This window comes from Burkholderia sp. Bp8963 (assembly GCF_003854275.1).
In the GTDB taxonomy this organism is placed as follows: Bacteria; Pseudomonadota; Gammaproteobacteria; order Burkholderiales; family Burkholderiaceae; genus Burkholderia.
In genome coordinates this window covers 14,314-35,139 of record NZ_QTQP01000037.1, presented here as the reverse complement: position 1 = coordinate 35,139, position 20,826 = coordinate 14,314, and the positions used below count along the sequence as shown (strand labels likewise).

Here is a 20,826-nt window from a genome sequence, read left to right as displayed (position 1 = left end):
TGGATCGCGCCGGCGCCCGTTTTTATACTCGTCAGCACTCTCTGATACAGAGTGCCAATCAATCTCGACACAACAGGACGGACAGATGAGCCTACGCCCCTTGCACGATCGGGTCATCGTGAAGCGACTCGACCAGGAAACCACCACCGCCTCGGGCATCGTGATTCCCGACAGCGCCGCGGAAAAGCCCGACCAGGGCGAAGTGATCGCGGTCGGCCCCGGCCGCAGGGATGCCAACGGCCAGCGCATCGCGCCCGACTTGACGGTCGGCGAGCGCGTGCTGTTCGGCAAGTACGCGGGCCAGTCGGTCAAGTTGAACGGCGATGAGCTCCTCGTGTTGCGCGAGGAAGACATCGTCGCCGTCGTCAATCAATAACGGAGCGCACTCATGGCAGCAAAGGACATCATCTTCAGCGACGTCGCACGCGCGAAACTGACCGAAGGCGTGAACATTCTCGCGAACGCGGTGAAGGTCACGCTCGGGCCGAAAGGCCGCAACGTCGTGCTCGAGCGCAGCTTCGGCGCACCGGTCGTCACGAAGGACGGCGTGTCGGTCGCGAAGGAAATCGAGCTCGCCGACAAGCTGCAGAACATCGGCGCGCAACTCGTGAAGGAAGTCGCGTCGCGCACGAGCGACGCGGCCGGCGACGGCACGACCACGGCCACCGTGCTCGCGCAGGCGATCGTCCGCGAAGGGCAGAAATACGTCGCGGCCGGGCTCAACCCGCTCGACCTGAAACGCGGCATCGACAAGGCCGTCGCGGCGGCCGTCGAAGAGCTGAAGAAGATCAGCAGGCCGACCACGACGAGCAAGGAAATCGCGCAGGTCGCGACGATCTCCGCAAACGGCGAGGAATCGATCGGCCAGCGCATCGCCGAGGCGATCGACCGCGTCGGCAAGGAAGGCGTGATCACCGTCGAGGACGGCAAGTCGCTCGCCGACGAACTCGACGTCGTCGAAGGGCTGCAGTTCGATCGCGGCTATCTGTCGCCGTATTTCATCAACAACGCGGACAAGCAGATCGCCGAGATCGAGAACCCGTACATCCTGCTGCACGACAAGAAGATCGCGAACATCCGCGACCTGCTGCCGGTGCTCGAACAGGTCGCGAAGTCCGGCCGGCCGCTGCTGATCATCGCGGAAGACGTCGAAGGCGAAGCGCTCGCGACGCTCGTCGTGAACAACCTGCGAGGAATCCTGAAGACCGTCGCGGTCAAGGCGCCGGGCTTCGGCGACCGCCGCAAGGCGCTGCTCGAGGACATCGCGATCCTGACCGGCGGCCAGGTGATCGCCGAGGAAACAGGCCTGACGCTCGAGAAGGCGACGCTCGCGGAGCTCGGGCAGGCGAAGCGCATCGAGGTCGGCAAGGAAAACACGACGGTGATCGACGGCGCCGGCAACGCGGCGAACATCGAGGCGCGCGTGAAGCAGATTCGCGTGCAGATCGCCGACGCGACGTCGGACTACGATCGCGAGAAGCTGCAGGAACGCGTCGCGAAGCTCGCGGGCGGCGTCGCGGTGATCAAGGTCGGCGGTGCGACGGAGATCGAGGTCAAGGAGAAGAAGGATCGCGTCGACGACGCGCTGCATGCCACGCGCGCGGCGGTCGAGGAAGGTATCGTGCCGGGCGGCGGTGTCGCGCTGATCCGCGTGAAGCAGGCGATCCGCGAGCTGACCGGCGCGAACGCCGACCAGAACGCGGGCATCAAGATCGTGCTGCGCGCGCTCGAGGAACCGCTGCGCCAGATCGTCACGAACGCGGGCGACGAAGCGAGCGTGGTCGTCGCGAAGGTCGCGGAAGGCTCTGGCAACTTCGGGTATAACGCGCAGACCGGCGAATACGGCGACCTCGTCGAATCGGGCGTGCTCGATCCGACCAAGGTCACGCGCACCGCGCTGCAGAACGCGGCGTCGGTCGCGGGGCTACTGCTGACGACGGATGCGACCGTGCATGAAGCGCCGAAGGATTCGGCGCCGGCCGCGACACCCGGCGCGCCGGGTGCGGGCGGGCCGGGGTTCGATTTCTGAACATGGCCTCGTGTGCCGGATAGCCGGCACGGTCGAGGCCGCACGGAAAATGCAACGGGTGGCGACTCAGGTCGCCACGCGTTGTCTTTTTATCCGCGGTCTCGACGCGCAGGCAAGCGACGCCAATGCGAGGTGGCCGGACCCGCGTATGGATCAATGGAACACGTCAGCGACGATAGATGAACTCGGAATCGGTCGAGCTTCCGACCTTGAATTCATAACCGCCGACACGCTTGAAACCGGCCCGCTCATAGAACGCAATGGCCTTCTCGTTACCCGACCATACGCCGAGCCAGATCGGGCCGGGCCGCTTCTCCGCAAGAAAATCGATTGCAAGACCGAGCAGGCTCTGACCGGCTCCAGTACCTTGCGCGCCACGTCGCAGGTAAATCTGGCAAATCTCCCCGTCTCCGTTCTTCACTTCGGGATGCGGCAATTTGCACGGCCCGACAAACGCATAGCCAACCAACGACTGATCACTCGCCTCGACAACCCAGGTTCGGTGCTCCGGATCCAGCAGCTGGCCCCTGACGACGTCCGGCGAGTAGCTTGCGGCTTCATAAGCGGCGAGATCCTCAGCGCCATAAGGTATCCCGAAACCCTCGACAAACGTTTCGCGGAACGTGTCACGCTTCAGTTCAGCCAGGCGTTCGGCGTCACCGACGTTTGCAATACGAATCATATTGATCGACCCTCAATGAAAGTAGCGGCTACGGACGCCATTCAGGCAACACGGTCGCGCAAAGCGCAGGCCTTCTTCCTGAAAGGCACTGCGACATCGCGTGAGGGTTGTTTCAGGAAGCAAGATCCGTCGGGTTCTTGCTTCAGCCGCCGGGGAAGGCAAATTCCTCGTCGGTCATTCTGGCATTCGCCGTCTGGAATGAGATGGGGAATCGATATTAATGGCGAAATGAGCGGACTACAATGTCCAGCAGCGTTGACCTCGAGACTGCGCGATGACGAATTCCTTGCTGCCTCCTGCAATCGTGACCACAAAACAGATGAACGTGACATTCGCTACGACAACGCACAGCGATGCCGACTTACTGGTGCAGATACGTATCGCGGCCATGCAGGAAAGCCTGGAGCGTATCGGCCGCTTCGATCCGCAGCGGGCGGGAGACCGGTTCCTGTCGTCGTTCGATCCGGCGTTCTGCCGGCTCATCGTGGTCGATGGCGTTAACGTGGGCTTCGTTCTGGCAAAGCCAGCCGACGATCATCTGGCGCTTGAACACCTGTACATCGTCCCCGTGCATCAGGGCCGGGGAATCGGTTCGGCGGTGCTCGCTGCGATCTTCGCCGACGCCGATTCGCGATCGCTGCCGGTCAAGGTCGGCGCACTGCGCGACAGCGATTCAAACCGCTTCTATCAGCGGCACGGCTTCCGAAAGGTAGAAGAAGCGGAGTGGGACATCTACTACCTCAGAGCCCCGCAAGCTACGCGCGAAACGTAGCCGTCGAAAACCACTTCCTGCGGAAAGCCGCTTGCGCAACACCGTCGATGGCGTGCGCAAGCGGCTTTCGCACCGCGTCAACGCCGCGACGCCAGCCTCCGCACGACCCGCACCAGCGCATCGACTTCATCACAGGTGTTGTAGAACGCCAGCGACGGCCGCACGGTCGCCTCGAGCCCGAAGCGCCGGAGGATCGGCTGCGCGCAGTGATGCCCGGAGCGCACCGCGATGCCCTCCTCGTTCAGCGCCTGCCCGACTTCCTCCGTCTCGTAGCCCTTCAGCACGAACGACAGCACGCTCGCCTTGTCGCGCGCGGTGCCGACGAGCCGCACACCGGGCACCGGCGCGAGCACGCTCGTCGCATACGCGAGCAGGTCGTGCTCGTAGCGCGCGATGCGCTCGATGCCGACGCGGCTCACGTAATCGAGCGCCGCACCGAGCCCCACCGCGTCCGCGATATTGCCGGTGCCGGCCTCGAAACGGTTCGGCGGCGGCTGGAACACGGTGCGCTCGAACGTGACGTCGGCGATCATGTTGCCGCCGCCTTGCCACGGCGGCATGTCGTCGAGGATCGCGCGCTTGCCGTAGACGACGCCGATGCCCGTCGGGCCGTAGATCTTGTGGCCCGAGAACACGAAGAAATCGGCATCGAGCGCCTGCACGTCGACCCGCATGTGCGAGATCGACTGCGCGCCGTCGACGAGCGCCTTCGCGCCCGCGCGATGGGCGAGCTCGACGATCTCCTTCACGGGCACGACCGTGCCGAGCGCGTTCGACACCTGCGTGACGGACACGATCTTCGTGCGGTCGTTGAGCAGCTTGCGATACTCGTCCAGCAGAACCTGCCCCGAATCGTCGACCGGAATCACCCGCAGCGTTGCGCCCTTCTGCGCGGCGAGCTGCTGCCACGGCACGATGTTCGCGTGATGCTCGAGGTGCGACACGACGATCTCGTCGCCCTCGCCGACGTTCTGCACGCCCCACGTCTTTGCGATCAGGTTGATCGCTTCCGTCGTGCCGCGCACGAACACGATCTCGTCCGGCGACGATGCGCCGATGAAGCGCTGCACGGTCTCCCGCGCAAGCTCGTACGCGTCGGTCGCCCGGCCCGCGAGCGCGTGCGCGGCGCGGTGGATGTTCGAGTTCTCGTGCGCGTAGAAGTACGCGAGCCGGTCGATCACCGCCTGCGGCTTGTGCGTCGTCGCCGCGTTGTCGAACCAGACGAGTTGCTTGCCGTTCACGCGCTCCTGCAGGATCGGGAAATCGCGGCGGATCGCGTTCACGTCGAACGGCGGATGCGCACCGCGGAGCGCGTCACCCGCGCCGGGCGACGAGCCGTGACGGCGCGCATCGTGCGTACCGCCAGCGCGCGCGTCGTCGACGAAGTAGCGCGACCCGTCGCCGTTCGATGGTGTCGGCGCGCTCGCGTGCCGGTTCACCGCGAGCAGTTCGCGGATCGCGTCGTCGCCCGGCAGGCCGAACGCTTCGGGCGACGCGAGGCCGCGCGACGGCACGACGATGTCATCCGGCGTCTTCTGCCAGCCCTGCAGCGCGCCATCGGTGAAGTAATACGGCGACGGGCTGGCGGGGACGCCCGGCTGCGGCGCGCGATCGACACCGAGCGCCGCAGCCTGCGGCACGCCGAGCGCCGCGCCGCCGACGCGCGGTTCGAGCGCGGGCGCGATCGACACGGCGTGATCGGGCAGGCCGTTCTGCGCGGCCGCGTGCGGCGCGAGCGCGGGCGTGCGATTGCCGAGCGACAGCACGTGCGTCGGTGCGGACGGCGCGAGATTCGCGCCGGCCACCTTGCCTTGCGGCAGCGCGAGCCCCGGCACGCCGGTGCCCGTGCCGCCCGGCCCCGCAAGCGGCGAGCCGGCCGGCGCGGGGTTGCTCACCGACGCGAGGATCGGCGCTGCCGCCGGCAATGCCGACGGCAGGCCGCCGACCGCGCCGCTGCCCGCCGACAGCTCCGGCGCGGCCGCCTGCCCGGGCGGCGTCGCGAAGAATTCGGACGCGAGCCGCGCAAGCGTCGCCGGGTCGGGCAGGCCGGCCGGCAGCGGCGCGTGCGGCAGCGCGCCAGCGCCCGGCCCGTCGCCGCCCGGCAGCCGGGGATTAACGGTAGGTGTCGGGATAGTCATGGTACTTGCCGATTTCGACGTCATCGAGGACAGCCAGCGCGTCCGGCGAATGGACCGCGAGCGAGCAATACAGCGAGATCAGGTACGACGCGATCGCCTGGTCGTTGATGCCCATGAAGCGCACCGACAGCCCGGGCCCCTGCTCGCCCGCGACACCCGGCTGATACAGGCCGACGACGCCCTGCCGCTTGTCGCCGACGCGCAGCAGCAGGATCTTGGTCTTGCCGTCCGCGACCGGCACCTTGTCCGACGGGATCAGCGGAATGCCGCGCCATGTGAGGAACTGCGAGCCGAACAGGCTGACCGTCGGCGGCGGCACGCCGCGCCGCGTGCATTCGCGGCCGAACGCGGCGATCGCGAGCGGATGCGTGAGGAAGAACGCGGGCTCCTTCCACACTTTCGTCAGCAGCTCGTCGAGATCGTCCGGCGTCGGCGCGCCCGTCAACGGGAACACGCGCTGCTCGTCGGTCACGTTCGCGAGCAGGCCGTAATCCGGGTTGTTGATCAGCTGGCTTTCCTGCAGCTCCTTGATCGTCTCGATCGTCAGCCGGAGCTGTTCCTTGATCTGGTCGTGCGGGCTGCTGTAGAGATCGGAGATCCGCGTATGCACGTCGAGCACCGTGCTCACCGCGTTCAGAAAATATTCGCGCGGCTGCTCCTCGTAAGGCACGAACGTGCGCGGCAGCACGCGCTCGTCTTCGAGCTGCGTGCACGCGGCGCGCACGGCCTCCGGGTTCTTCACCTGATTCAGCCGATAGATGCCGGCCTCGACCGGCACCCATTGCAGCAAATGGGTCAGCCAGCGCGGCGTGATCGTGGAAAGCTGGGGGACGGTCTTGGTAGCGTTCGCTAGTTGGCGGGCGGCGTGATCGCTCAGCGCGGCCGAGCCGCTTGCAACGGTCGACATGTGTGTGGCTCCGGGTTCTTAAGATGAAAAACGGGATTGCTTATGACGCTGGGGGATTATCGGAAGCGCACGCAGGCCGGCTCAACATGCTATAGCCGTCAAGCGGCGCCGCCGACGTGGGAAATAAAGCGGGAAGGCCGGCTCAGGCGACGCGCGCGCCGGACAGCAGCGCCGAGATCGACACGTCGAACGCCCGCGCGATCTTGTCGGCGGTGACGATCGATGCGATCGCCTCGCCGCGCTCGATCTCGCCGACATACGAGCGGTTCAGCCCCGCCTGTTCGGCGAGCTGCTCCTGCGACCACGTGCGCGCCTCGCGCAGCCGGCGCACGGTCGCGCCGAAGTGCTGGATCAGTTCGCTCATGATGCGGCCTGCGCGACCGGCAGCGGGCCGGCCGGCGCGCGCGGCGCGTGGGTCGCCTCGCTGCGCAGCACGGCCTGGGTGACGTTCGCGCCGGGCGGCACGTCCTGCGTGAGCCACACGTTGCCGCCGATCACCGCGCCGCGCCCGATCGTCACGCGGCCGAGGATCGTCGCGCCCGCGTAGATCACGACGTCGTCGTCGACGATCGGATGGCGGGCGAGCCCTTTCTCCAGATGGCCGGCCGCGTCGCGCGGAAAGCGCTTCGCGCCGAGCGTGACCGCCTGGTAGACGCGCACGCGCTCGCCGATGATCGCCGTCTCGCCAATCACGACGCCCGTGCCGTGGTCGATGAAGAAACCGCCGCCGATGCGCGCGCCCGGATGGATGTCGATGCCCGTTTCCGCATGCGCCTGCTCGGCGATGATGCGCGCGAGCAGCGGCAGGCCGAGCAGGTACAGCTCGTGCGCGAGCCGATGGTGAATCATCGCGAGCACACCCGGATAGCACAGCAGCACTTCGTCGACGCTGCCGGCTGCCGGATCGCCGTGGTAGGCCGCGAGCACGTCGCTGTCGAGCAGCCGGCGGATCTCGGGCAGCCGCGCGGCGAACGCCTGCACGGCCGCCGACGCCGGCTCGTCGATCGATATGTCAGTCGATACGTCGGTCGCGCGCTGGCGTGCCGCGTAGCGCAATTCGAGCTTTACCTGTGCGAGCAGCGCGTTGAGCGCCGCGTCGAGCGCGTGCGCCACGTAGAAGTTCTCGCTCTCCTGGCGCAGGTCGGGCGGGCCGAGCCGCATCGGGAACAGCACGCCCTTCAGCGCGCCGACGATCTGCGCGAGCGCTTCGCGCGCCGGCAGGTCGCGCCCGCCCGGCTCGAGCGAGCGCCGCTGTTTTTCCCGCCACGCGCGGCGCACCGTCTGAAGCGATTGAACGATGTGGTCGATCTCGAATGCGGCCATTGCCGGTTCTCTCCTTTTCCCTTTTTCCCGTCCGGCCGCGTATCAGTCCTGCGCCCACGGCAGGCCGCGAAAGCGCCAGCCGTTCTGGCCGCCGCGGCGCTGCTTCGCATCAAGGTCGCCCTCGAATCCTTCGAGCACGTTGAATACCTGCGTGAAACCCGCCTTCGCCGCCGCTTCGGCGGCCTGCGCGGAGCGGTTGCCGCTGCGGCACAGCAGCAGCACCACCGCGTCCTTGCCGGTCTTCGCTTCCAGCTCGCGCACGAAGCGCGGGTTGCGCGTGAGGCTCGTGCCGGTCGCCCACGCCACGTGCAGCGAGTCCGGCACGTGGCCGACGAACTTGCGTTCCTCGGCGGTGCGCACGTCGACCAGCAGCGCATCGCCGGCCTTGAACAACGCCCACGCGATTTCCGGGGCCACGCCGCCCGCGTAGGGCGTGCCGGCTACGGCGGCCGCGTCGCGCGCGTCTTCGAGCGCCTGTTGCGCGGCGGTTCGTTCTTCCAATGCATACGTCATGACGCCTCCTTGTGGATTCGTTCGATCCGATAGACCGGGAAAGGCGGCCGGTGCAGCTTGCATGCTGTCTATAGCCGTCAGCGCCACTATGCGAGCGAGCGCCGGGAAGCTGAACCAATTAATCGTCATTTCCAAATCAGCGCCGCACGAAATGCAAACGCGAACGCCCGCTATCGAGCGGGTTGCTGGATCGGGTTCTGCGAGGGGAATCGGGTTCTGCGAGGGGAATCGGGTTCTGCGAGGGGGGAATCGGCGCCGGGGGTGTCAACGAGGAGGCAAGGGGGAATCGACGCTGTTGGTGTCGACGCGGGTTCACATGGGGGAAGACCGTCGCTGTGCAGCGCGTCGCGCAGCGAGGCCGTTGCGCCGCCGCACCACGCGCACGACGGCACCGCATTCGCTCACTGAGCGTCCTGCTTCGCGCGCTCCGCGGCCGCAATGATCGCGTCGGCCACGGCCTTCGGCTGGCTCAGCATCGCGACATGGCTGCCGTTCACGCGCGTGACCGTCGCACCAATGCGCTTCGCCATCGCTTCCTGCAGCGCGGGGTCGATCATCTTGTCCTGCGTCGTGACGACGAACGACGACGGCTTCGCATGCCACGCGGCCTGCGCAACCTTCTCCGAAATGCAGCCGCCGAACCACGGCCCCTGCGTCGCCGCGACGATACGCTGCTGCGCAACCGGCAGGTCCGGCGCGAAATCCTGCGCGATCGCCTTGTCCGACAGCGTCGCGAACCCGCCCGCGTCCTTGCGCAGCTCGCCCGCCCACACCGGCGGCGGCAGCCCCTGCGTGACGTCGGCGATCGACTGGCCGTTGTCGGGCGCGAACGCCGCGACGTAGACGAGCGACTTCACCTTGTCGTCATTGCCCGCGTCGCTGATCACGACGCCGGCCCACGAATGGCCCACCAGCACGACAGGCCCCTTCTGCTCGTCGATCGCGCGCTTCGTCGCGGCCGTGTCGTCCGCCAGCGAGCTCAGCGGGTTCTGCACCGAGACGACATGCAGCCCGCGCGCTTCCAGCAGCGGGATCACACGGTTCCAGCTTGACCCGTCGGCAAACGCGCCGTGCACGAGGACGACGTTGGTGCCCTTCAGGTCGTCCTTCGGCGCGGCATGCGCCGCAACGGCGCCGAACAGTCCGCCGAGCACCGCAGCGGATACCAGAACCCGTTTCATCAAACGAACCATTGTCATGCTCCTTTCTGTCGTGTTGTTCACGTGAAGTCCTACGATTGCCGCCGCGCCGTCGCCGTCCGTACGCGGCGACGGCGCGGCAACGGATCACGAATGCGCATAGAGGTCGTCGGCGGAGTACGCGGCGCCACGTGCCGCGCGCCCGTGCATCGCATCGTGATGCTGGTCCGGCGAGGACGTGTCGGCCATGGTGTCGCCGTCCGACTTCGACGGGCCGTTCTGGTCGGAACGTGCGACCCGCTGCGTGGCAGCGATGACGTCATCGGGGTAATGCGGTTCGCTGCGGGCCAGGTTGTAGCCGGCCTGCTCCAGTCGAACCAGTTCGGCGCGCACGTCGGCGCGCGTGACGCCGTGTCCGGCATCGGCGAAGGACAAGGCGGGGGCGATAGCCAGCACGGCAGCGGCGAGGATTCGGGCGGTGTTCATGAACGTTCTCCAGAAGTTGAGGTTGGCGGAACGATCATTCGGTATCCGATTTGACTGTTCACATCGGGTGATCTCCGCACGTCGACAGTAGAACCCGCCAACGTATCGGGCATGTTTCTGCAACAAGGCCGGGTGCATGCCAGTTTTTCCAGGACGGCCGCAGATACAGTGCGATACAAAATCGCGCATCGCCGTGCGCATGAGCGCTCCGCACTTCGTCTACCGAGACTGCAGCATGCAGTGCATCGCGCCATTTGCGCGACGCGCCAAAGCCGCGCAATAAAAAAGACAAAACCCCTCGTTCCGAAAAACGAGGGGTTCGTCAGCAATCCGGGCGTGCCGCAAGGGCACGCCTTTTACTCATGGCCATCGCGTCACGGCGCGAGCCGCGTCACAGATGCTCGACCTGCAGGATCGCATCGGCAAATGCCTGCGGCGCCTCCTGCGGCAGGTTGTGGCCGATGCCGCCGCTGATCGTGCGATGCTGGTACTTGCCCGTAAACTTCTTCGCGTACGCGGCCGGTTCCGGATGCGGCGCGCCGTTCGCGTCGCCTTCCATCGTGATCGTCGGCACTGAGATCGCCGGCGCGGCCGCGAGGCGCCGCTCGATGTCGTCGTAGCGCGCCTCGCCCTTCGCGAGCCCGAGACGCCAGCGGTAGTTGTGGATCACGACGGCCACGTGATCGGCGTTCTGGAACGACGCCGCGGTGCGCGCGTAGGTCGCATCGTCGAACTGCCATTTCGGCGACGCGAGCTGCCAGATCAGCTTGTTGAACGCATCGCGGTTCGCCGCGTAGCCGAGCGCGCCGCGCTCGGTCGTGAAATAGAACTGATACCACCACTGGAATTCGGCTTGCGGCGGCAGCGGCTTGCGGTTCGCCTCCTGGCTGCCGATCAGGTAGCCGCTCACCGACACCAGCGCCTTCACGCGCTGCGGCCACATCGCCGCGATGATGTCGGCCGTGCGCGCGCCCCAGTCGTAGCCGCCGAACACGGCCTGGTCGATCTTCAGCGCATCCATCAGCGCGACGATGTCGACGGCCGTCACGGCCTGCTGGCCGTTGCGCACCGTGTCGGCCGAGCGGAACGTCGTCGAGCCGTAGCCGCGCAGGTACGGCACGATCACGCGATAGCCGGCCGCCGCGAGCAGCGGCGCGACTTCCGCGTAGCTGTAGATGTCGTACGGCCAGCCATGCAGCAGGAACACGACAGGGCCGTCCTTCGGCCCGACGTCCGCATACCCGACGTTCAGCACGCCCGCGTCGATCTGGTGGATCGTGCCGAACGACGCGCCGGCACCGGCTGCGCGCTTCGGCGCCGGCGTATCGGGCGCCGACTGCGCGCGGGCGAGATTGCCGAGGCCGAGGTCGGCGAGGCTCAGGCTCGCCAGCGTCGTGCCCAGGATCAGGCGGCGGCGGGTGTTCACGGTATCAGGCATGACTCGTTCTCCATGGTCGATCGTCGAGGAAGGGGCCCGTGGCACACGGGCGGGCAGGCTGCAATCACCGTTCGCGAGCGCGGCTCCGATGCTGCCGAACCGCCGCGCGACAACGCTTCACCGGATTTATATCCGAACCGTCCGAACGCTTTGTATCCCAACGTATCTGCGTTCGTACACGACACACAGCGATTCAAAATCGTTGGGGAAATAGCGCTTACCGGGGCCATGCGGCCTGGCGGCCGCCGCCGTTGCCGCCGCCGTTGCCGCCGCCGTTGCCTTCATGGCCGCGCTCAGAGCGCCTTCACGATCGCGCCGTCGACGCGGATGTTCTGCCCGGTGATGTAGCCCGCGCCGTCTGACAGCAGGAACGCGACCGTCTTCGCGATTTCCCCGGTCTTGCCAAAGCGGCCCGCCGGAATGCGCGCGACGATCTCCGGCGTTTCGGGCCAGCTGTCGATGAAGCCCGGCAGCACGGCGTTCATCCGGATGTTCTCGGCTGCGTAGCGTTCCGCGTACAGACGCGTCCACGCACTCAGCGCCGCACGCAGTGCCGACGACACGGGCATCGGCTGCTCGGGCGCGTCTGCCGCGAAGCTCGAGATATTGACCACCGCGCCGCCGCCCTGCGCCTGGAAGATCGGCGTCACGCGGCGCATCACGCGCACGACGTTCAGCAGGATCAGGTCGAGCCCCGCATGCCAGTTATCGTCGGTGATCGCCAGCAAGTCGCCCTTCGGCGGATGCCCGGTGTTGTTGACGACCGCGTCGATCCGGCCGTAGCGGGCAACCGTCTCGTGCACCAGCCGGTCGATGTCCGCGTCCACGGTGACCGAGCCCTGGATCCCGAAGCCACCGAGTTCCTCGGCGAGCGCCACCGCGCTGCCCGACGGCGACATCAGCGCGACCCGATAGCCGCTCGCCGCCAGTTCCCGCGCGATCGCCGCGCCCATGCCCTTGCCCGCCGCCGTGATCAGCGCCACTTTTTCTACAGTCACGATGTGCTCCTTGTCCGATTCAAGCGATTGCGCATCCGCCACCGGACGCGTATTCATGTAATGTAGTGCGCATTTCCGTTCACTGTCGAACCAGTATTTCTGCGCTTCGACGATAGATTTTCTACTGCCTGACGATGTCGACCCGCCGCCCGTCCCGCCTGCCGCCGCTCAATGCGCTACGTGCGTTCGAAGTGTCCGCGCGGCATCTGAACTTCCGCGCGGCCGCGGACGAGATCGGCGTCACGCAGGGCGCGGTCGCGCAGCAGGTGCGGCATCTGGAGGACGCGCTCGGCCTGCGGCTGTTCGAGCGCCTGCCGCGCGGCCTCGCGCTGACGCACGACGGCGCCGCGTATTTTTCCGATGTGCAGCGCGCGCTGAACGCGATCGCCGACGCGACCGACAAGCTTGTGAAACGGCGCGCGACGCTGACGATCAGCACGACGCCGTCGTTCGCGTCGAAGTGGCTGATTCCACGGCTCGCGCACTTCACCGACGCGCATCCGGACATCGACGTGCGCGTGATCGCCGACCAGCAGCTCGCGACGTTCCGCCACGACGGCGTCGATCTCGCGATCCGTTTCGGCAAGCCGCCGTTCGGCAAGAGCCTCGCCGCGCGTCAGCTGTTTCCGCTCGACGTGTGCGCGGTGTGCAGCCCGTCGCTGCGGGCCGCGCCCGCATCGCCGCGCGCGCTGGCCGGCCACGTGCTGCTGCACGACGCGCACGATTTGTGGCCGGATTTTCTCGCGGCGCTGCCGGAACCTGTCGATATCGATCCGCACAAGGGGCTGCGCTTCAACCAGACGTCGCTTGCAATCGACGCGGCAGTCGCCGGCCAGGGTATCGCGCTTGCGACCGATCCGCTCGTCGAGCGCGACATCGCTGCAGGGCGGCTGTGCAAGCCGTTCGACGTTGCGTTGCCGCTGTCGGTGGGGTTCTATCTCGTGTATCCGGGTGAACGGCGCGACGACGACACGCTCGCGGTGATGCGCGACTGGTTGATTGCGCAGGCGGGGCTGGACGGGCAGCCATAACGCGCATGCGTGATCTTCGCAGCAGTGGCAGAGCGGGCGGTGGGCGGTAGGCGGCGAGCTACGCCGCTACGCCGCTACGCCGCTACGCTCAGTTATAGCCGAGTACGACCGGCGCCATGTCGTCGGCGTCCGTGCGGTCGGCCCCCAGTCGCCCGAGCACTTCGGCGACATATTCGGGCCCCGCGCTGATCTGCGACGACAGATGCGCGATCGGCCCGATGTCGGCCATGCCCGGCGCCTCATCGATCCACGCGGTTTCGTTGACTGTCACGTTCATCGTTGTGTCTCCTTATGCGGCCAGCGCCGCGCCATATGCGCGCGCGAGCCGCGCGACGCCTTCCTTGATCGCGCCGACGTCCGGCGCGGCGAACGACAGGCGCAGCGATGCGTCGTCGACGTTGTCCGCGAAGAACGCGTTGCCGGGCACGAATACGATCTTGTTCGCGATCGCGTGCTGCAGCAGCACAGCCGACGACACCGCGCCGATCCGCGCCCACACGAACATCCCGCCTTCGGGACGATGGAATTCAATCGCATCGCCGAGCCCGTCGCGCAACGCATCGCACATCGCGTCGCATTTGCGCTTGTACGCTTCGGTGATGCGCGGCAGATGACGCTCGAGCGCGCCGTCCGCGAGATATTCGGCGGCCGTCGCCTGCGTCCATGGCGTGCTGCACAGATCGACCGTCTGCTTCGCGATCACGCAGCGCCGCGCGATCTCGGCCGGCGCGATCGTCCAGCCCACACGCAGGCCCGGCGCGACGATCTTCGACAGGCTCGCGAAATGCACGATCCAGTCGCGGGCGCCGTCCACTTCGGCGGCCAGCGCGAGCATCGACGGCACCGCTTCGCCCGTGAAACGCAAGTCGCCGTATGGATCGTCCTCGACGATCAGGAAGCGATATTGCACCGCGAGACGCAGCAGCTTCAGCCGGCGCTCGCGCGTAAGCGTCGCGCCGGTCGGGTTCGCGAAGGTCGGCACCGTGTACAGCAGCTTCGGCTGCGCGATCTTGCCCGACGCAAGCAGCGCATCGAGGCGGTCGACGTCGAGGCCTTCGCCGTCCACCGGAATCGTGACGATGCGCGCCTGCTGCAGGCGCATCGCCTGCAGCGTTGCCGGATACGCGGGCTGTTCGGTCAGCACCACGTCGCCCGGCGCGACCATCACGCGCAGCAGCAGGTCGAGGCCCTGTTGCGAGCCGGTCGTGACGAGCAGTTCGGCGGGCGTGCAGGTCACGCCGCGACGCGCCATCAGCGCGATCAGTTGCTGCTTGAGTTCGGTGAGGCCGTCGGTCGGGCCGTACTGCAGGCAGCGGACCGGCTGCGCATACGCACGCTCGGCGGCTGTGTTCAGGCCGTCGGTGTCGAACAGGTCGCTGGCCGGATAGCCGCCCGCAAAGGAAATCATGCCGGGCTCGCTCAGGTACTTGAACAACTCGCGGATCGGCGAGCCGGCGGGATGCTGGAACGAAGGTGTGAACGCGTACATGTCGTCGTGGGCTGGATGGCGGGGGATGGCCGGGATAGCCGCCCGGTTGCCGGCCGCCGATGCGCTTCTGACGCATCGGCGGCAAATTCGAGCCACGATTGTCGACAGTCATTAAGGCTGCGGCAAACGATATCTATGCACTAGGTCTTGCGGTTTGGTCATCAACGGGAGATGAGGGACGCCACGCAAACGCAACGACGAAAGTCATGCCTTCCCTACAGTCCGAGGCTGTCGACTATCGGTTTGGTTGCGCTGAAATTTCCCGGTACGTACAACGCGCGTCAGGCAATTACTTCCAGATGGCGTCCGCCGCCCGGCACTGCGTCGACCACCAGCCGGCGATCGAAGGTTGCGAGCTTCCCGCCATGCGCGCGAGCGAGCGCAAGCAGATAGGAATCCGTGACCTGATCGGTGGCGAGCAGCCTTGAGGCGTCGACGTGTTGCGCATCCAGCAAACTAACGTCGTCGGGCCAAAAACGATGTCCAGGGTGCGCGCGCAGTTGAGCTGCGAGCGGTGCAACAGCAGCGGGCGTCCCCATCGTATTCGGATAGCGAGGATTACCGATGATGCGCAACACACCGTTTTCGGTCAGCGGACATGTGGCCCAAGCGTCATGCCCAACCCGTCCAAACCACTCATGCGCTGCGTCATGCTGCACATGGCCGGCATCAAGCAGGGCAATCAACACGTTGACGTCAAGCAGATAGGCCATTAGGGCGCCTCGTCGCGCAACTGGTTGACGAGATCGAGCGTGACAGGGCGTGCGGTACCCGCATTCGGCAGCACTGGCAGGCCATTGCGCGTCGCGGCCGGCACATCGCCGGTCGGACGCAGCGCTGCGCGCGCGAGCGCCGACAGCACGCGGCCGATTGAAACGTGCTCGCGTTCGGCGCGAGCACGAGCGATCGCAAGTACGTCGTCATCGATATCGAGTGTGGTTCGCATGGTGCCTCCAGCATCATCAAGCATCAACATTATAGCATCACGCATCACGCATCAATTTGGCGCCCCCCCTTCCCGCAAGAACGTCGGGATAAGGGCAGGCCTCACGGCCCTCCCCCAGGCCCGCCATACATGGCATGTACGGCCAGCCTCTCTTGGGCCGGTCAGGCGTGCTGCGGAGGATCATCGCAAGTATTGTGGAAGCAAACCGGCTTAAAATTGAACTTCATACTTCCGACGAATACCCGATGCTTACAGTGCGCCCACTGTCCAGCGAGTCACCTAGCGACTGTGCAAATGTCTTGCGCGTCTTCAATGAAGCACCTTCGTACACGGAACTCGTTGAAGGCCGTCCGCCGTCCACAGAAGATGTCGACGATTTCTTCTTCGGCAAGCCAGCCAGCAAGGATGCAGCAGACAAATCAGTCTTCGGATTCTTTGTCGGAAGTGAAATGATCGGCTGCGCAGATGTCATTCGCTCGTATCCAGCCGACGACTGCATCTGGATCGGCCTGATCCTCCTCTCCGAAGCGCATCAGGGTCGAGGGCATGGAAAGGCTGCGCTGGGGATGCTGGTCGAAATGGCGCGCGAGCGGGGCTACCGCACGGCGCAGCTTGCCGTCGTTTCAACCAATCCTCGCGCGCATGAATTCTGGCGGCGCGAGGGCTTCGAGGAGATTCGACGCACGAGCAGTCCGAGGTTCACGGGCGATCTCATCGTCATGCAGCGCTCAATCGGGTAGCAATCTCGAATGGCTCAAAATGACCGACTATTGCCGCATGTGCGGCAGTCGTCGGCCGACGAGCACCCTATCCGCTGACGGTGACACGCTTCGTCATCGGCACGCAAGCCAGTTCCAGTCCGCGCGAGGTACGGTACATCGAAACCGAGTCGCCCGACCAACCACAACGACAATAGAAAGGCGCCGCGTTCAGCGTTGCATCGAGCCGCATTGCGGCAAGACCATGATCAACAGCCAGGGCCTCAAGAAAACCTAGCATCTTGCGCCCGATGCCGCGCCCCATGAAAGACGGTCGGACGAAGATCGCGTCGACTTGCCCGCTTGCGAGCGTCAGCATTCCTGTTCCGACAACCAGCCCCTGATCGACGACAACGTAGAAGTCGCGCTCGACGATGCCGGCCCATTTGTCGGTCGGCGTGCCATCGACCCAGGCCGAAAGGGTCGCCTTGGGATAGTGTTCCGAGCACCCGGCATGCACCGACGCTTTACGGATATCCCACGCGTCGAGCACGTCGTCGCAGTTCGCTTTTCGAATCGTCAGCATGCCGCGCTCCTCGGCTCAAGCGGCCAAGTCGACACGCCGGCAACGTCACCAAGAATGGAAATACGTACTCCGTGATGCATGCATTCACTCCTGTCTGCGCCAATGCAATTCGGAGCGGCTGAAACGACACGGCCCCGACATGACTGGCGGGGCCGTTGAGAAAGTCTGTGTACGGTGTATGAACGTCACGACTCCCACGACTCGCCATCGGCGGTCATGGAGCACATCATGAAATTGAGCGGGTCGTGGTTCATAAAAACATGTTGCCTGCCCAAACCGTTGTCGTCAATGCAGGTCAGTCGATTGAAAATCATCCAGGCAGGTGTCGCAAATGTCTCGACCTGTCCGGTTACCGACGCACACGATCAACCGCTACCGACCGAGGTCGTTTGAAAACGCACGTCGAACGCTGCACTCGAAAAACTCAACGCCTCAGATTGCTCTGTATTGGCTCGGCGGGCATGTCGTTAGCCCCCCGTCTTGCGCTGTTCAGCCAGCACGTCGTCCAGCGTGCGCCCATGTCCGCGCTTGACCGGTCGCAGATCATAGCCGGCTGCCTCGAGGAGTCGCACCAGCGCAGACACGCTCATGTCGCCTCGCGCAAGCGTTTCCATGCGTGTGAGCGTCGTGCGCGCGATACCGGCACGCTCAGCAAGCTCTTTCTGGGAAAGACCTTCCGCACGGCGAGTCTCTCTCAGCATCTCTCCAATATCGGACAGTGTTGTCATTTGTAGCCCCAAGGCATCATAAATGAACAAATCGGTTTCAATTGTAGCCCAGGTGCTACAAATTGACATCCCGCATATGTAGCTCTTGGGATACAAAAGCAGATGAAATGGAAAGTTATGTAGCTCTTGGGCTACCGCATCTGCTGACGCGAGCATAAACGCCGATGACTGGCCGAACCCCGACAGCACGTACAGCGCTCCCCACCACCCACCCACAAAGCAAAAAAGGCCCGACAAAGTCGGGCCAATCGGTGAGACACAAGGAGAATACCGCCCGCTCGCGACGGGCGGCCACGTCGCTCACACTACCGCGCTACACGACGTTCTTTTCGACGATCGGCCGGTTCTCCAGCACACGCGCCCAGCCGAGCGACGACAGGTCGAGCGTTTCATAACGCCCGCCCAGAATGAGTTCACTGACACCGCGCCCCGTCGCCGGCCCCTGCTGCAACCCATGCCCGCTATACCCATTCGCGAACACGACGTTATCGAGCTCCGGGTGATACCCGATGATCGCGTTGTGGTCGAACACGTTGTACTCGTAGTACCCGGACCAGCAGTTCTCCACGCGCAGCGCCTCGAATTCCGGCACGCGATGCGCGAGCGTCGGCCAGATCACTTCGTCGAACAAATCGTGATCGACTTCGTCGAGCGGCAGGTTGTCGGGGTCCTTGTCCGGGCTCGGCGATGTGCCACAGATATACGTGCGCCCTTCCGGCCGGAAATACACGCCCGTCGGATCGATCAGCAGCGGGCAGTCCGCGAGCTTCGCCGGCGACGACACGTTGAAGATGCTGCGACGCCGCGCATACACGGGAATGTCGATGCCCATCATCGCGGACAACGTACGCGTCCACGCACCGGCCGCGTTGACAACCGTATCGCACGCATGACGCTCGCCGTCGCTCGTGACCACATGCGTGACCTTGCGACCGTCGCGCACGACGCCCGTCACATCGGAAGCCACATAACGCGCGCCGAGCGCCTGCGCCTTCTTGCGCAGCGCCTGCACGAGCCCGTAGCCGTCGAACCAGCCTTCGCCGCTCACGCCATACGCGCCGGCCACGAGATCGTCGACATTCAGCCACGGAAACTTCGCACGCAGCGCATCGCAATCCATCAATCGGATATCCGCGCCGAGCTGCGTCTGCAGCGCATGATTCTCGCGCAGCGTCGCTTCACCGGCCGGTGTCGCGAGAAACAGATAACCGCCTTCGTGCAGATCGATCGACGGACGCGTGCCGTCCACTTCGAGCCGCTCGCCGAGCGTGCGCAGGAATTCGATCCCGTACAGCGACATCTGGATCGACAGCGGCGTCGAGAACTGCTGGCGGATCGACGCGGCCGACAGCGCCGACGACGATTTCGCATAGGTCGGATCGCGTTCGATCACGGTCACGGCGACCGTCGGATCGGACGCGCGCAGGAAATAGGCGATCGAGCTGCCGATCACACCGCCGCCGACGATTACGACTTGAGAACTCACGACTGACTCCAGATTGCAATGAATGGCGCGGCGCACGGGCCGCAGCCGGGGAAAAACCCTTGGTGCGCCGGACTCCTGACGCTATTTCAGCACGGACGGCGCCGGCGGCAAAGCACCGCGCGACGCCCGGCCGGCACGCACGCTCAATTCGCCGACTTCGTCGTCACCGGCTGCCATGCGGCATTCTTCACTTCGTACAGCGTCGAACTCGGGTTCTTCAGGTCGCCGGTGCCCGTGAACGCGATCGTGCCCGTGATGCCGTCATAGCTCGTGCTCTTCAGCGCGCCGTTGAAATCCGCGGGCTTCGTCGAATTTGCCTTCTGCATCGCGTTGATCGCGATCCACGTCGCGTCATACGCGAACGGCGCATACGCGAGCATGTCGACGCCGTACTTCTGCTTGAACTTCGTCTCGAACGTCTTGCCCTTCTCGAGGCGCGACAACGGCTGGCCGTATTCCCACACGGACGCGCCTTCGGCCGCGTTGCCGGCGAGCTTGATGAAGTTCGCGTTCATCACGCCGCCGCCGGCCAGGAACTGCGCGCGGATGCCGAGTTGACGCATCCGCTTGACGAGCATCGCGGCCTGCGCATCGAGGCCGCCGAAGAATACGAGATCGGCGTTCACGCTCTTGATCTTCGTGAGCTGCGCGCTGAAGTCGACTGCCTTGTCGTTCGTGAATTCGCGCGTGACGATCGTTCCGCCGTTCGCCTTCACGGCTTTCTCGAACTCGTCGGCCTCGCCCTGGCCGAACGCGGTGCGGTCGTCGATGATCGCAATCCGCTTCGCCTTCGTGACCGTTGCCGCATACGTGCCCGCGTTGCCGGCGTTCTGCGTATCGGTCGCGATCACGCGATACACGGTGCCGAGCCCCGCGCGCGTGATTTCCGGATTGGTCGCGGACGGCGTGATCATCGGAATGCCGGCCTTCGCGTAGATTTTCGATGCGGGCAGCGTCGTGCCCGAATTGAAATGGCCGATCACGACCGCGACCTGCGCGTCCGTCAGCTGCTGCGCGGCCTGCACGCCTGCGCGCGGATCGCTCTGATCGTCCTGCGACGCGACGACGAACTTGACCGGCTTGCCGCCGACGGTCGGATGCGTCGCGTTCGCTTCGTCGACGGCCATGCGCACGCCGTTCTCGATGTCCTTGCCATACGCGGCGCCGCCGCCTGTCAGCGGGCCGGCGACGCCGACCTTGACGACCGTCTCCTGCGCGTGGGCCGCGCTCATCGGGAGCGCGAGGATCGCCGTGGCAAGCGCCACGCCGGACAGGGAGCGAATTCGGAACTTCATCGGGGGCATTCCTTTCTGCTTTGAGTCGGGATGCGACGCGCGAACCGCGCGCCGGCGACCTCTGTCGCGCCGGCATGCGCGCGCCGCCCGCTGCACGGGAGCACGCGGCGGCCGTGGTTCCGTCTCCGTAGAACCTTGCACC

The 20,826-nt window shown here is 65.6% G+C and carries 23 protein-coding genes; 5 read left to right on the top strand and 18 right to left on the bottom strand.

The window, feature by feature from the left end; translation table 11 throughout:
* The first annotated feature begins 85 nt into the window (after window positions 1–85).
* Together DID96_RS26400 and groL are read left to right on the top strand one after the other, a co-directional pair.
* Entirely contained in the window at window positions 86–376 is a 291-nt protein-coding gene (locus tag DID96_RS26400) for a co-chaperone GroES (protein WP_124602190.1), read from the top strand.
* A 12-nt stretch (window positions 377–388) separates the two neighbouring features.
* Entirely contained in the window at window positions 389–2,029 is a 1,641-nt protein-coding gene (gene groL, locus DID96_RS26395) for a chaperonin GroEL (protein WP_124602189.1), read from the top strand.
* 166 nt (window positions 2,030–2,195) lie between these two features.
* Here groL and DID96_RS26390 read toward each other — a convergent pair whose 3' ends face one another.
* The gene (locus DID96_RS26390) at window positions 2,196–2,711 is read right to left on the bottom strand and encodes a GNAT family N-acetyltransferase (protein WP_124602188.1); all 516 of its coding nucleotides are present in this window, start codon (window positions 2,709–2,711) and stop codon (window positions 2,196–2,198) included.
* A 319-nt stretch (window positions 2,712–3,030) separates the two neighbouring features.
* On the opposite strand from DID96_RS26390, the gene DID96_RS26385 reads away from it, so the two are divergent.
* Window positions 3,031–3,483, top strand: coding sequence for a GNAT family N-acetyltransferase (locus DID96_RS26385; protein ID WP_124602228.1), 453 nt, complete (start codon window positions 3,031–3,033; stop codon window positions 3,481–3,483).
* Window positions 3,484–3,560: 77 nt separating this feature from the next.
* Here the strand turns inward: DID96_RS26385 and DID96_RS26380 are convergent, their stop codons facing one another.
* The 9 genes from DID96_RS26380 to DID96_RS26335 form a co-directional block, all read right to left on the bottom strand.
* On the bottom strand, window positions 3,561–5,621 hold the full coding sequence (locus DID96_RS26380; protein ID WP_124602187.1) for a family 2A encapsulin nanocompartment cargo protein cysteine desulfurase: 2,061 nt from the start codon (window positions 5,619–5,621) through the stop codon (window positions 3,561–3,563).
* A complete protein-coding gene (locus tag DID96_RS26375; RefSeq protein ID WP_124602186.1) occupies window positions 5,596–6,528 on the bottom strand; it encodes a family 2A encapsulin nanocompartment shell protein in 933 nt (310 codons plus the stop codon). The genes DID96_RS26380 and DID96_RS26375 overlap by 26 nt, the downstream gene beginning before the upstream one ends.
* A 142-nt stretch (window positions 6,529–6,670) precedes the next feature.
* Window positions 6,671–6,892, bottom strand: a complete 222-nt coding sequence (locus DID96_RS26370; protein ID WP_124602185.1) for a helix-turn-helix domain-containing protein — start codon at window positions 6,890–6,892, stop codon at window positions 6,671–6,673.
* On the bottom strand, window positions 6,889–7,851 hold the full coding sequence (gene epsC / locus DID96_RS26365) for a serine O-acetyltransferase EpsC (RefSeq protein WP_124602184.1): 963 nt from the start codon (window positions 7,849–7,851) through the stop codon (window positions 6,889–6,891). Before epsC ends, DID96_RS26370 begins: the two co-directional genes overlap by 4 nt.
* Before the next feature lie 42 nt (window positions 7,852–7,893).
* Entirely contained in the window at window positions 7,894–8,364 is a 471-nt protein-coding gene (locus DID96_RS26360; protein ID WP_124602183.1) for a rhodanese-like domain-containing protein, read from the bottom strand.
* A gap of 401 nt (window positions 8,365–8,765) precedes the next feature.
* Entirely contained in the window at window positions 8,766–9,557 is a 792-nt protein-coding gene (locus DID96_RS26355; RefSeq protein WP_124602182.1) for an alpha/beta fold hydrolase, read from the bottom strand.
* A 93-nt stretch (window positions 9,558–9,650) separates the two neighbouring features.
* Window positions 9,651–9,989: a DUF4148 domain-containing protein gene (locus DID96_RS26350; protein WP_124602181.1), complete on the bottom strand. Its 339-nt coding sequence runs from the start codon at window positions 9,987–9,989 to the stop codon at window positions 9,651–9,653.
* 391 nt (window positions 9,990–10,380) lie between these two features.
* Entirely contained in the window at window positions 10,381–11,427 is a 1,047-nt protein-coding gene (locus DID96_RS26345) for an alpha/beta fold hydrolase (protein ID WP_124602180.1), read from the bottom strand.
* Window positions 11,428–11,720: 293 nt separating this feature from the next.
* Window positions 11,721–12,425, bottom strand: coding sequence for an SDR family oxidoreductase (locus tag DID96_RS26335; protein ID WP_124602178.1), 705 nt, complete (start codon window positions 12,423–12,425; stop codon window positions 11,721–11,723).
* Window positions 12,426–12,559: 134 nt separating this feature from the next.
* Here DID96_RS26335 and gcvA point away from each other — a divergent pair, with 134 nt between their 5' ends.
* Window positions 12,560–13,456: a transcriptional regulator GcvA gene (gene gcvA / locus DID96_RS26330; protein WP_124602177.1), complete on the top strand. Its 897-nt coding sequence runs from the start codon at window positions 12,560–12,562 to the stop codon at window positions 13,454–13,456.
* Window positions 13,457–13,544: 88 nt separating this feature from the next.
* Here the strand turns inward: gcvA and DID96_RS26325 are convergent, their stop codons facing one another.
* The 4 genes from DID96_RS26325 to DID96_RS26310 form a co-directional block, all read right to left on the bottom strand.
* Window positions 13,545–13,733, bottom strand: coding sequence for a hypothetical protein (locus DID96_RS26325; RefSeq protein WP_124602176.1), 189 nt, complete (start codon window positions 13,731–13,733; stop codon window positions 13,545–13,547).
* Between the two features lie 12 nt (window positions 13,734–13,745).
* A complete protein-coding gene (locus DID96_RS26320; RefSeq protein ID WP_124602175.1) occupies window positions 13,746–14,945 on the bottom strand; it encodes a PLP-dependent aminotransferase family protein in 1,200 nt (399 codons plus the stop codon).
* A gap of 281 nt (window positions 14,946–15,226) precedes the next feature.
* Complete coding sequence (locus DID96_RS26315) at window positions 15,227–15,658, bottom strand: TA system VapC family ribonuclease toxin (protein WP_124602174.1); 432 nt, start codon at window positions 15,656–15,658, stop codon at window positions 15,227–15,229.
* On the bottom strand, window positions 15,658–15,891 hold the full coding sequence (locus DID96_RS26310) for a CopG family transcriptional regulator (protein ID WP_124602173.1): 234 nt from the start codon (window positions 15,889–15,891) through the stop codon (window positions 15,658–15,660). The genes DID96_RS26315 and DID96_RS26310 overlap by 1 nt, the downstream gene beginning before the upstream one ends.
* A gap of 134 nt (window positions 15,892–16,025) precedes the next feature.
* Between DID96_RS26310 and DID96_RS26305 the strand changes: the two genes are divergently transcribed.
* Window positions 16,026–16,631, top strand: coding sequence for a GNAT family N-acetyltransferase (locus tag DID96_RS26305; protein WP_124602172.1), 606 nt, complete (start codon window positions 16,026–16,028; stop codon window positions 16,629–16,631).
* A 67-nt stretch (window positions 16,632–16,698) separates the two neighbouring features.
* Here the strand turns inward: DID96_RS26305 and DID96_RS26300 are convergent, their stop codons facing one another.
* The 4 genes from DID96_RS26300 to DID96_RS26285 form a co-directional block, all read right to left on the bottom strand.
* The gene (locus DID96_RS26300; RefSeq protein ID WP_124602171.1) at window positions 16,699–17,175 is read right to left on the bottom strand and encodes a GNAT family N-acetyltransferase; all 477 of its coding nucleotides are present in this window, start codon (window positions 17,173–17,175) and stop codon (window positions 16,699–16,701) included.
* Window positions 17,176–17,642: 467 nt separating this feature from the next.
* Window positions 17,643–17,903, bottom strand: a complete 261-nt coding sequence (locus DID96_RS26295) for a helix-turn-helix transcriptional regulator (RefSeq protein ID WP_124602227.1) — start codon at window positions 17,901–17,903, stop codon at window positions 17,643–17,645.
* 313 nt (window positions 17,904–18,216) lie between these two features.
* Entirely contained in the window at window positions 18,217–19,389 is a 1,173-nt protein-coding gene (locus tag DID96_RS26290; protein WP_124602170.1) for an FAD-binding oxidoreductase, read from the bottom strand.
* Window positions 19,390–19,532: 143 nt separating this feature from the next.
* Window positions 19,533–20,684: a branched-chain amino acid ABC transporter substrate-binding protein gene (locus DID96_RS26285; RefSeq protein WP_124602169.1), complete on the bottom strand. Its 1,152-nt coding sequence runs from the start codon at window positions 20,682–20,684 to the stop codon at window positions 19,533–19,535.
* Window positions 20,685–20,826 lie beyond the last annotated feature (142 nt).

Coding starts and splice junctions, on each gene's coding strand:
- DID96_RS26400 (WP_124602190.1), top strand. CDS start 86: ATGAGCCTACGCCCCTTGCACGATCGGGTCATCGTGAAGCGACTCGAC.
- groL (WP_124602189.1), top strand. CDS start 389: ATGGCAGCAAAGGACATCATCTTCAGCGACGTCGCACGCGCGAAACTG.
- DID96_RS26390 (WP_124602188.1), bottom strand. CDS start 2,711: ATGATTCGTATTGCAAACGTCGGTGACGCCGAACGCCTGGCTGAACTG.
- DID96_RS26385 (WP_124602228.1), top strand. CDS start 3,031: ATGAACGTGACATTCGCTACGACAACGCACAGCGATGCCGACTTACTG.
- DID96_RS26380 (WP_124602187.1), bottom strand. CDS start 5,621: ATGACTATCCCGACACCTACCGTTAATCCCCGGCTGCCGGGCGGCGAC.
- DID96_RS26375 (WP_124602186.1), bottom strand. CDS start 6,528: ATGTCGACCGTTGCAAGCGGCTCGGCCGCGCTGAGCGATCACGCCGCC.
- DID96_RS26370 (WP_124602185.1), bottom strand. CDS start 6,892: ATGAGCGAACTGATCCAGCACTTCGGCGCGACCGTGCGCCGGCTGCGC.
- epsC (WP_124602184.1), bottom strand. CDS start 7,851: ATGGCCGCATTCGAGATCGACCACATCGTTCAATCGCTTCAGACGGTG.
- DID96_RS26360 (WP_124602183.1), bottom strand. CDS start 8,364: ATGACGTATGCATTGGAAGAACGAACCGCCGCGCAACAGGCGCTCGAA.
- DID96_RS26355 (WP_124602182.1), bottom strand. CDS start 9,557: ATGGTTCGTTTGATGAAACGGGTTCTGGTATCCGCTGCGGTGCTCGGC.
- DID96_RS26350 (WP_124602181.1), bottom strand. CDS start 9,989: ATGAACACCGCCCGAATCCTCGCCGCTGCCGTGCTGGCTATCGCCCCC.
- DID96_RS26345 (WP_124602180.1), bottom strand. CDS start 11,427: ATGCCTGATACCGTGAACACCCGCCGCCGCCTGATCCTGGGCACGACG.
- gcvA (WP_124602177.1), top strand. CDS start 12,560: ATGTCGACCCGCCGCCCGTCCCGCCTGCCGCCGCTCAATGCGCTACGT.
- DID96_RS26325 (WP_124602176.1), bottom strand. CDS start 13,733: ATGAACGTGACAGTCAACGAAACCGCGTGGATCGATGAGGCGCCGGGC.
- DID96_RS26320 (WP_124602175.1), bottom strand. CDS start 14,945: ATGTACGCGTTCACACCTTCGTTCCAGCATCCCGCCGGCTCGCCGATC.
- DID96_RS26315 (WP_124602174.1), bottom strand. CDS start 15,658: ATGGCCTATCTGCTTGACGTCAACGTGTTGATTGCCCTGCTTGATGCC.
- DID96_RS26310 (WP_124602173.1), bottom strand. CDS start 15,891: ATGCGAACCACACTCGATATCGATGACGACGTACTTGCGATCGCTCGT.
- DID96_RS26305 (WP_124602172.1), top strand. CDS start 16,026: ATGTACGGCCAGCCTCTCTTGGGCCGGTCAGGCGTGCTGCGGAGGATC.
- DID96_RS26300 (WP_124602171.1), bottom strand. CDS start 17,175: ATGCTGACGATTCGAAAAGCGAACTGCGACGACGTGCTCGACGCGTGG.
- DID96_RS26295 (WP_124602227.1), bottom strand. CDS start 17,903: ATGACAACACTGTCCGATATTGGAGAGATGCTGAGAGAGACTCGCCGT.
- DID96_RS26285 (WP_124602169.1), bottom strand. CDS start 20,684: ATGAAGTTCCGAATTCGCTCCCTGTCCGGCGTGGCGCTTGCCACGGCG.